At 43.6% G+C, this 9,505-nt stretch carries 10 protein-coding genes; 3 read left to right on the forward strand and 7 right to left on the reverse strand.

Going from position 1 to position 9,505, the window contains the following annotated elements:
• The first annotated feature begins 129 nt into the window (after positions 1-129).
• Positions 130-774, forward strand: a complete 645-nt coding sequence (locus D889_RS14985) for an aldo/keto reductase (RefSeq protein ID WP_010632156.1) — start codon at positions 130-132, stop codon at positions 772-774.
• Between the two features lie 418 nt (positions 775-1,192).
• Here the strand turns inward: D889_RS14985 and D889_RS0112160 are convergent, their stop codons facing one another.
• Positions 1,193-1,876: a VIT1/CCC1 transporter family protein gene (locus D889_RS0112160; RefSeq protein ID WP_010632158.1), complete on the reverse strand. Its 684-nt coding sequence runs from the start codon at positions 1,874-1,876 to the stop codon at positions 1,193-1,195.
• A 345-nt stretch (positions 1,877-2,221) separates the two neighbouring features.
• Between D889_RS0112160 and D889_RS0112165 the strand changes: the two genes are divergently transcribed.
• On the forward strand, positions 2,222-3,412 hold the full coding sequence (locus D889_RS0112165; protein WP_010632159.1) for an AGE family epimerase/isomerase: 1,191 nt from the start codon (positions 2,222-2,224) through the stop codon (positions 3,410-3,412).
• Here D889_RS0112165 and D889_RS0112170 read toward each other — a convergent pair.
• The 6 genes from D889_RS0112170 to D889_RS0112200 all read right to left on the reverse strand — a co-directional run bounded on the left by D889_RS0112170 (position 3,407) and on the right by D889_RS0112200 (position 9,012).
• Complete coding sequence (locus tag D889_RS0112170; protein ID WP_010632160.1) at positions 3,407-4,306, reverse strand: SDR family oxidoreductase; 900 nt, start codon at positions 4,304-4,306, stop codon at positions 3,407-3,409. The genes D889_RS0112165 and D889_RS0112170 overlap by 6 nt on opposite strands.
• Positions 4,307-4,775: 469 nt before the next feature.
• Positions 4,776-5,711: an SEC-C metal-binding domain-containing protein gene (locus D889_RS0112180; RefSeq protein WP_010632161.1), complete on the reverse strand. Its 936-nt coding sequence runs from the start codon at positions 5,709-5,711 to the stop codon at positions 4,776-4,778.
• Between the two features lie 293 nt (positions 5,712-6,004).
• The gene (locus D889_RS0112185) at positions 6,005-6,547 is read right to left on the reverse strand and encodes a hypothetical protein (protein ID WP_010632162.1); all 543 of its coding nucleotides are present in this window, start codon (positions 6,545-6,547) and stop codon (positions 6,005-6,007) included.
• A gap of 615 nt (positions 6,548-7,162) precedes the next feature.
• Entirely contained in the window at positions 7,163-7,603 is a 441-nt protein-coding gene (locus tag D889_RS15265) for a hypothetical protein (protein WP_018962366.1), read from the reverse strand.
• 75 nt (positions 7,604-7,678) lie between these two features.
• On the reverse strand, positions 7,679-8,227 hold the full coding sequence (locus tag D889_RS15270; protein WP_051077508.1) for a hypothetical protein: 549 nt from the start codon (positions 8,225-8,227) through the stop codon (positions 7,679-7,681).
• An 86-nt stretch (positions 8,228-8,313) separates the two neighbouring features.
• On the reverse strand, positions 8,314-9,012 hold the full coding sequence (locus D889_RS0112200) for a DnaA N-terminal domain-containing protein (protein ID WP_010632164.1): 699 nt from the start codon (positions 9,010-9,012) through the stop codon (positions 8,314-8,316).
• A gap of 266 nt (positions 9,013-9,278) precedes the next feature.
• On the opposite strand from D889_RS0112200, the gene tnpA reads away from it, so the two are divergent.
• Positions 9,279-9,505 (forward strand): IS66 family insertion sequence element accessory protein TnpA (tnpA, locus tag D889_RS15980; protein ID WP_428834904.1); only part of this gene is annotated, 227 nt, incomplete at its 3' end.

Below are 9,505 nucleotides of genomic sequence, written 5' to 3' on the forward strand. Positions count from 1 at the left end.
TAGAGGGATTCCTGACCCATGTCTAAAATCGCACTTAGACCGCCATACTATTGCTATCCAAGTTACGAGCTGAATGATCCTATAATCTAAGTCCTGGAATATTCACGACCTGCGGTATGATCTTTTTGCTTGTCGCTGCCATCATATGACGATACGCTGCATGCTTTTGAGGATTCGTTGACTCGGCTGGGTCTTGACTACGTGGATTTGTATCTGATTCACTGGCCAATCCCGATTGAGTACAGCGATCGCTGGCAGCAACTCAACGCGGATAGCTGGCGGGCGATGGAAAAAATTTATCATGACGGCCGTGCAAGGGCGATCGGCGTTTCCAATTTTCGCGAGAAACATCTTGATGAACTTGCTAAGACTCAGACTGTGGCACCGATGGTCAATCAGATCTTCCTGAATCCCGGCGATCAGGAAAAAAGTCTGGTGGCTTACGATCAGGAACACAACCTGTTGACAGAAGCCTACTCGCCTCTTGGTACGGGTCAATTGCTCCATGTGCCTGAACTGGCCAAGATTGCCGAAAAGCACGGCAAGTCGGTACCGCAGATCCTGATCCGCTGGAGTCTGGAAAAGGGCTATCTGCCGCTGCCTAAGTCGGTCCACAAAGCGTACATTCAGGCAAATACCGAAGTCTTTGACTTTGAACTGGACGATGACGATTTGGCTCTACTGGCAAAGCTGGATGGTAAAGGGGCGCAGCATCAAGACCCCGACACCAATACCTATCGCCATGTTGTTCCATTCCTCAGCAAAAGCAAGTAAGTAAGCGCGTGTCCGGACCGGATTTAAATAAACCTGTCCCAAACCCGGGCAGCCAGAGAGGGATTTTTTCGGGACTAGTGTTTTGAAAGAACATGGGAAGGGCAGCAAAGAATCTTCATTTTGTTTTTGCTGTTTCCCGTTCAGGAACATCTCTCAGGTCATGTGTTCTGAGAGATGTTCCTTTTCATTGATTCGTTTTGCCATGATGGTGTTGATCCTGTCAGGCGGAAAAATATGATCCGCATCATACGCCTTACCGGAGGCTGATCGGATCATCACCTGATGATTTAGTTTATAGCGCCGCATCCGCTCTAAGCGGATATGCCATCCCGCCAGTGCCTGCACACTGGCGGATTTGTTTTCTCCCTGAACTCACTATACACAAGGGATGGCCCCGCTGAAGGAGCTTGATTCATCGTCAGAATAAGGTCCCGACGCAATAAGTAACGAGCATGGTCAGCCCGCCAACCACTACATTTCGCAGCACAGCCCGTCCTTTCGGTGCTTCTCCCAAATGAGCACTGACGTAACCGGTCAGAGCAAGGGCAGCGAGCACAGCCAGTACGGTGAACTGGATACGGACAGGTGTCGGAAGCAGCACAATCGTCAAAAAGGGAAGAATCGCACCGACGGTAAATGAAAACATGGATGAAAAGGCGGCATGCCACGGACTCACGTATTCACCCGGCCTAATGCCAAGTTCCGCTGCGGAGTGAGCGGCAAGTGCATCTTTGTTCATTAAATCGATGGCCACTCTTCTTGAAAGTTCCGGAGACAGCCCCTGATCTGTGTAGATCTGGGCAAGTTCCTTGATTTCACCGTTATAATCATCTCTAAGTTCTGCTTTTTCAATATCAACCATTGCTTTTTCCGTATCTTTCTGCGTGCTGACAGATACATACTCGCCACCGCCCATCGAAAAAGCACCTGCCAGAAGCCCCGCAAGTCCTGAAATCAGAATAGTCATCGAGTTCGTCGTCGCGCCGGCAACCCCAAGGACGATACCTGCTGTCGACACAATACCATCGTTCGCGCCTAACACCCCCGCGCGCAAAACATTCAATTTCTGATTCACTTTACTTCCCGATTGTTCCTCTGCCATAATAATACCTCTTTTCCTGAACTGATCGTCCTTCCTGCTGTTCCCACAAATCTTTACAGTGAAAATTAAATTATTCTAATTGATAATGGCAATCATCATCAGAACCTTGAAAACGCACCATGCTGCCACCCATAAAGGTGACAGCATGGATAAACTACATTATAATAATTTTAATAATATAATTATCTTATAACGGACTGGAGAAAATGTCTACCGAAAAAGCGCAACATTCCCGGTGTTGAATGGTCCCGGACTTCTAAATAAGAAGTGGCTTTCTTTTATCCTGCCTCCATACTATGTGTCAGAGCGGCTTCATAAAGTAGCTTATACGGGGAGGGGGCTAAATTGAAGCAGAAATTTCCGGACTTTACATCAGCCCATTTTCTAAAACAGCATATCTTTGATACGGTTAACTTTTATGCAACTCGATGTATAGATCGTGTTCATGGCGGATATATCAACTGCTTTCTTGATGACGGAACAATATGTGATTATGAAACAAAGCAGCTTGTAGGTCAGGCAAGATTTTTGTTTATCTTCAGTGTGGCATCAATGTTGCGTCCTGCCCGGGAGTACCGGCAACTGGCAGAGCACGGCATTTCATTTTTGCTGAATCATCAACACGATCCCGTCCATGGTGGATATTACTGGGAATTGAAAGGCCAATGTGTCACTGATTCAACGAAAAAAGCATATGGCCATGCCTTTGTTCTGTTAGCCGCAGCTATGGCAACAAGAGCAGGCATCTCTTCCGCTTTTCCCATGATCGCCGATACATTCGATGTATTAGAACGCTATTTTTGGAGGGAAAAAGAGGGGCTTTATCTTGATGAAATCTCAGCCGACTGGTCCGAAATATCTCCCTATCGTGGACAGAATGCCAATATGCATCTATGTAAAGCCATGATGACCGCCTATCAGGCCACCGGGAACAGGCGTTATCTTGATCGGGCCAAACGCATTGCTGAATCGGTCATGTTTCGTCTTATTCCCCAATCAGGAGGCCTCATCTGGGAGCACTATCATGAGGATTGGACCATCGATTGGACGTACCATTTGGGCGTGACGAAAAGTGAGCTGCGTCCTTATGGCTTTATTTTGGGTCATTCCATCGAATGGAGCAAGCTGCTGCTGCTTATGGAACAGCTTGAACCCGGAAGTTGGCGTGTACCGATGGCAAAATCCTTATTTCGTTGCGCGCTTCGTCTGGGATTAGACCGTGAGAACGGAGGGATTTACTTTAGTATGGCTCCTGAGGGCAACATCATCGATTCGGATAAGTATTACTGGGTCATGGCAGAAGCGTTAGGCGCATCAGCACTTCTTGCCGTATATGATCGCAGCAGTCTGTATCTGTATAATGATCTATTTGCCTATTGCTGGACCAATTTTATCGATCAGCAAAGAGGAGGCTGGTATCAACTGCTTGACAGGTTCAATAACCGTTACAGCAATATAAAAAGCCCGCCTCCCAAAACAGATTATCATCCCATAACGAATTGTCTTACAGCATTAACATCCTTTTACCGATTATGAAGCGACAAAACCGCCACCGTTAATATGAATGGTCTGTCCCGTGATATACGAGCCGTCACTTGAAGCGAGCAGCACATAGACTGGGGCCAGTTCGTATGGCTGACCCGCACGTTTCATTGGGACGTTACTTCCAAACGTTTTCACCATATCAGGTGTAAACGATGCCGGAATCAGTGGCGTCCAGATGGGTCCCGGAGCAACAGCATTCACTCGAATTCCCTGGTCGACGATGTTATTGGCAAGCGCCCGTGTAAAGCTGACAATTGCCCCTTTCGTCGTCGTATAATCGATCAAATCCTTACGGCCAATATAAGCATTAATCGATGTGGTATTAATGATGCTGCTTCCTGCATGCATATGAGGAAGGGCAGCCTTTGTCATGTAAAAAAAAGGATGTATATTGGTGTCAAACGTGATATGCCACTGCTCGTCACTTATATCTACAAAATGGTTTTGGACAAACTGAACCGCTAAATTATTGACCAGGATATCTATTCTGCCAAACGTTTCAAGGGTGCTGGAGATGACATACTTACAGTGCTCTTTGTTACGTAAATCCCCCGGAAGTAAGAGACAACGCTGTCCCAGCTGCTCAACGGCCTGCTTTGTTTCTCTGGCATCTTCATGTTCATCGAAATAGGCAAGGACCAGATCTGCGCCTTCTTTTGCGAACGCTACCGCTACTGCTCTGCCAATTCCGCTGTCACCTCCACTGATAATGGCAACCTGGTTCTTCATCTTTCCGGTTCCAATATAGTTCGGGTTATCATAAACAGGTCGAGGGATCATTAAATATTCCAGGCCAGGTTGTCTGGTCTGCTGCTGGGGTGGAAATGTGTTGGGGACTTCTTCACACTTGATTTCTGCTCCGAAATCGAAGGACTTTGAATCCATGATTACACCTCTTTAGGCCATTTACCTGTAATGTATTCAGAGGAAAAAATAATGTTAATGCCCCCGTCTGGATCAAGTCCTTTTTGTGTGTCAGTTCCTCCTCAACTGTTGTTTTTAAACCTTATCGTTAAATGACAGGTTAGAATAATAGAAACGACGATCAGGAAAATATCGATCAGGAAAGAGCCAGGAGTTACATGTATTGGATCCGCCATACTATTCTTCTATCATATATAACCCCCCCCGGATAAATGACATGGGGGGGCAAGTTTCTTGCATTTATAGCTCTTTTAAATCAAGGATTATTAACTTTTTTAATTTACAAGTTCATTTTTTCCCGCGCCAGTAGGATTAAAAACACTGCCGCAAACAGAACATTCTTTCCTATCTTATCAGGATTAACGTTCATTTTACCCTTCCATTCACGTTTGTAAATACAATAAGCCACATCCTGTAAAAAACATGATGTTTATCGTTCTTCCTTTAAATCATCCAGCCTCTCTTTTATTGCTTCAATATCCATTGAATCCCTGGCAATTGTTAAGCCCTTTTCGTATCGTTCTCGTGCTTTATGAACATCCTTCTTTTTTCCAGAGAAGAATAAATCTCCCCAGCCGATATAGCCCCAGGGATTGTCGGGAAAATCTTGCACTAACTTCGCAAACTCGGACTCAGCCTTCTCATATTGGCCTAATTCAGCGAAAGACTCCGCAATGGCACGCCGCATACTATGAATTATCTCACTTTCTTTGGGAAAATAGCGACAAAACTCATGACAATAATTTATTCTTTTTTCAAAATAAACAGGCTTATCCAACCCCGCATTATGAAGTTCAGCTTCTAGATCCTGGCAAAAATCCCGAATAAAAAAGCTGCCCTTGTAGTGCTTGTCCAGATAATCTAAGTTCTGGAATTCAGGGTCGATCCTGTCCTTTATTGCCTCCCAGACTGTCAACCATGTATCACATGCAGATGTTGAGTCATTTTCATCTAAATACTTATCCCCCCTGTCAATCAAGTCACCCATTTGTTCCATGGATCGATTTTTTGCCGGAGCCAATCTTTCCCATAAAACCCAGGCCGCCAGCCAAGGAAAGTCTTCATCTCTACCTCTTGCAGTAACCGTATATTGATGAAACCAATCCTCCGAAAGATCTTCAGCAGAGTAGAACTTTTCAACATCTTTTAAAAATGCTTCCTGTTTAAAGGGAATACCAAATTCCCGTAACTTTTGAATGATTTCATCGGTACTTCGTTCGTTCACCTCTTCATAGGTTAAAAACCTATGAAGAGGATTCCTTACAATTTGTTTCGCCATCAATTGTTTATCTTTTTCCATACAGCATTTTTTGTATTTTTTACCGCTTCCGCAAGGGCATAAATCATTTCTTCCAATTTTAGGCATGCTTTTTTCTCCCCTTATACGATTACTGCTACAATTTTAACCTTCATTCTCAAAATATAAAATTTTGTCAGCTACATACGTTTGACTCTTTCTTTTTACTCAGATAAAAAAGAGAAGGTGGCACCATGTGACGCCTTTCTTCTGTTTTCCCAAAGGAGTTATTGTCCTTCATTGGTCTTATGAAAGACATTTTTCACGCTTTTTCACAGAATTTTGTCTAATAAAAACACACTCCGATATCAGATGAAATTAAGGTGCTTTCATTTGCACTTTCCCTTTCAATAAAAAAGTACTCATGGCTGCTCTTCTTCGGTTAAAACAGCAAAATTCATTACATCATCCTCCTCTATCAATTGCCCCATTTGATTCTCAATAAAGGTAAAATAACCGGTAGGCCCTAGATATTTCGTCCAGTGTTTAATCGATTTTTCAATCCTTAACAAGCATTTTATCGGTATCATGAAGTATTTTTGAGCATCGAAAGCATTGGTTTCCCCAATTACTACTTCATGAACTTGTCTGTTGGTAAAAGGGTCAAAACCCATAAGAAGTCCTTGCAACAAGGCCTGATTTTCTGAATTAGCATGACTGCTAAAATCGTACTCAACTTGTTTTATATATCCATCTACGGTTAGTAATGCCATTCGAATAGCGGTTAATGCTTCTCGACTTGAGCGATTAGTTTCCTGACGATGAAGCTTCAACATGTTGCCTTCCATTACCGAAAGAGGGTATGCATAACGCCCTTCTTGTCCGTTAGGGATCGTTCCGAAATCTTTCGCCATTCGAGTTGAAACTCTGTCTAATTTATAAGTATCTACCTTAATCTTCTTCATAAATGCTCCAAACTCCTACTCTAATTGATTTTCCACTTTAATTGAATTTCTTTACTCTACTTAAAAACTATATTTTAATAAACCAGTTTTTCAGAACGCATTTTTTCAATGATAACCTTCAGTGAGTGCATCGTAGCCACCATATTTTGGCCACGTAGTCATCGCGGTGGGCATAAGTCCGTTTTTTTAACCACCGACAGCGTCCTTTTAACAGGGATTCAGGATGACTTTGCATTCCTGTTCTAACAAATGTAATGTCTAGCGCAAACTAGCCTTTGAGTGCAAGTCTGCAGGCTAGTTTGATTATTTTTGTCTTGGCTTCGCCATCAATTTTTTGCTGCGAGTCATTCGATCCCTCGCCGTAGTTGAAGGTGAGGGCTTCATCAAGGCCGTTAGTCACAAAAAGCCGGGCCACTTCATCGTCAATTAAAGCAACCATGTAGTTTACGGTGCGTACCATTTCACTTTTTTAAATAAATCATATCAAAAAAAGCAAAAATATTACAATTATATTCAAAGTCTTAGTTACGACACACGAGCTCAAAATGGTATTGACTGGTTCCCCTAAGATCTCTTAAGGTACAACACGCCTTCATTTGTATTCAAAAACGTACGTTATTCCTTTTCATAGTGCTTTCTAATAATATGCTTTGTCTTGTCCAAAGGAAACGGTACTTCGGCTGCCTGGAAGAATTCGATTTTTTCGACGACAGCGATACGCTTCGTGTTGTCTGATCCAACAGGCGCAATCACCTGATCTCCCACTTTAATGCGCTCGTCCTTGGTTTGGTAATAGTAGGTACGACTGTCATCGCTGAATGATACACTGCAATAGATATAGTCCGATGTTCTGCGTTTTTTATCTTTAAAAATGGATGGGTCGAGGATTTCGCCTAATCCGTAAAAGCGAATGAATGAGAGGATGCGTTCCATTAAATCCGACCAATTTCCCGGCAATTCGTTTTTATCATGGGTTCCGGTCAAAACAAGCGACGGCTTTTTATAAAAATCTACAACAATACGATACTTTTTTGTTTCATCAGGATCATCAATCACGTCCGGGGGATCTCCCGATGGTCCATCAAAGAGAATATCAGCATCGAGATCATCAAGGAACCGGGTGATCCGACCCTAAACATAATAGTTTCGGGAAACGGTACAACCGGATCCTATGTGTTGAGTATGTTCAAGTGTATCGGTGCTCCTGTCGAGTATCAATTTCTCCGAGTAGTCCCAGGTCACGGCATCTGCCTTATCATTAATGGGAACATAACATTTAATCTTTGTTATCCAGTGATAATCAATTGCAATTCTGTTCACTCGATCCGGCTTGTCTTTCCCGTCAAAAACAAACAAATCCGGCATATCAAGCGTATCACGGATAAGGTCGGACAAATCGGCGCCATCAACGACAAGCCCCTCGCACAGGGAACCTTTGAATGTATACGTTTTTCCTTGGCTGTTGGTGATGAGCAGCTCCCAATTGCCAATGTCCGTAGCAAAGACCGACTCATAATCATGACTGAAGTATTTGCCAACGACGGTCAGGATGCGATTGGCGACTTCTGAGTTAAGATGAAAATTACTTGTACGGCCGCGCACATATCGACCTTCCTCACCAAAATTATAGCCGGAAAACCAGACGCGACCATTCGAAGCAATCGTTAAATGCTGCTCCACTTCCTCCGTTAAGAGCGGCGCCGGTCCAAGCAAGATTATTAGAGACGATGCGTATTTTCTTTACGTGTCCTTCCACCTTTTCCGAACTATTCATCGATCAGCACAACACGAGATTTATCAATGGGTTCAGCCGGCGGCGGATCGAATGATCGCAATCCAATCTTCACTTTATCATTCCCGGTTACCTTTTCTACGGCATTTAGAATTACATTGGAATAGTGCTCATAAAGCCATTCTTTCGTAAAAGCATTGGGACAAGTCACAATGAACAGCACACCATCGTAAGTCGCCGTTGTTTTATTGAACCATGTACCGTACTCTACGGGTCTGACTTCCCCCGCAATCATTTTGAGCGCTTGCTCCCACATTCCCGTCTGTTCGCGCATGTTCATCATCTCCTCAAAAATAGAGTGGTAAATATAGATTCCTAACAATTCAACTTGCTCTTGCATCAAATCAAAACCATCGCTTTGGTTTTTCTCATTTAAAACAGTACCTAAATTTCCGGCATGTTGTTGAAATTCCGCCAGGTGCCCTTTTATTGGAACCTTTACCATGTAACCGCTTTTAACTTGCTTTCCATTTATAACCTTTTGGAACGCCGCCGCCAAAGGTTCAAAAGCAGTTCCAAGCGCCGTCAATCTAGATAGTGGCAATTTTGTGTGATTTGTAATGCTAGCCTGTTCTTCTGCAATGACAATATCGCATTCAACATCTGTCATTGCTTTTACAATTTTACTTTTTCGCTCCACTATTTCATTAGCCTTATCAAGGTTATCAGTCATGTCTTACCCCATATCTCGTCTTCAATATCTCCGCAATTTTCTTCCATTGAAGATAGCTGCTCCATTTCAAGAATCAGCGACAAAAAACACTAATTCAAAGACAGCACAAGGCAACTCTTACATTAGACCTATTCCCTTGAACCGTAAGCGTCAAATAATGGACACCTAGGATCGTCACCCGGATCATGGGATAATACATTCATTAAAGAGGATGGAGATGAATCTCATGACCTTGAACGACCGAGATTTGTTATGGAAAGAACCGTATTGAAGCCTTCGAAGCCAGCGGCCTGAATGGGGCGCAATGGTGCCGGTCCCAAGAGATACCTGTAAAACAATTTCGTTACTGGCATAAGAAACTGCGCCGCAGGGCTGCTGCCCAATCACAGGAAACGGCAAAGAACCAATGGACCGCTGTTTCTCGCGAAACGACAGCCGACACGCCACTCTTGCTGGTTTGCGGATCCATCAAAATTGAAGTCCGGCAACCCTT

This window comes from Sporolactobacillus vineae DSM 21990 = SL153 (assembly GCF_000377985.1).
In the GTDB taxonomy this organism is placed as follows: Bacteria; Bacillota; Bacilli; order Bacillales; family Sporolactobacillaceae; genus Sporolactobacillus; species Sporolactobacillus vineae.

Coding starts and splice junctions, on each gene's coding strand:
- D889_RS0112160 (WP_010632158.1), bottom strand. CDS start 1,876: ATGGCAGAGGAACAATCGGGAAGTAAAGTGAATCAGAAATTGAATGTT.
- D889_RS0112170 (WP_010632160.1), bottom strand. CDS start 4,306: ATGGATTCAAAGTCCTTCGATTTCGGAGCAGAAATCAAGTGTGAAGAA.
- D889_RS0112180 (WP_010632161.1), bottom strand. CDS start 5,711: ATGCCTAAAATTGGAAGAAATGATTTATGCCCTTGCGGAAGCGGTAAA.
- D889_RS0112185 (WP_010632162.1), bottom strand. CDS start 6,547: ATGAAGAAGATTAAGGTAGATACTTATAAATTAGACAGAGTTTCAACT.
- D889_RS0112200 (WP_010632164.1), bottom strand. CDS start 9,012: ATGACTGATAACCTTGATAAGGCTAATGAAATAGTGGAGCGAAAAAGT.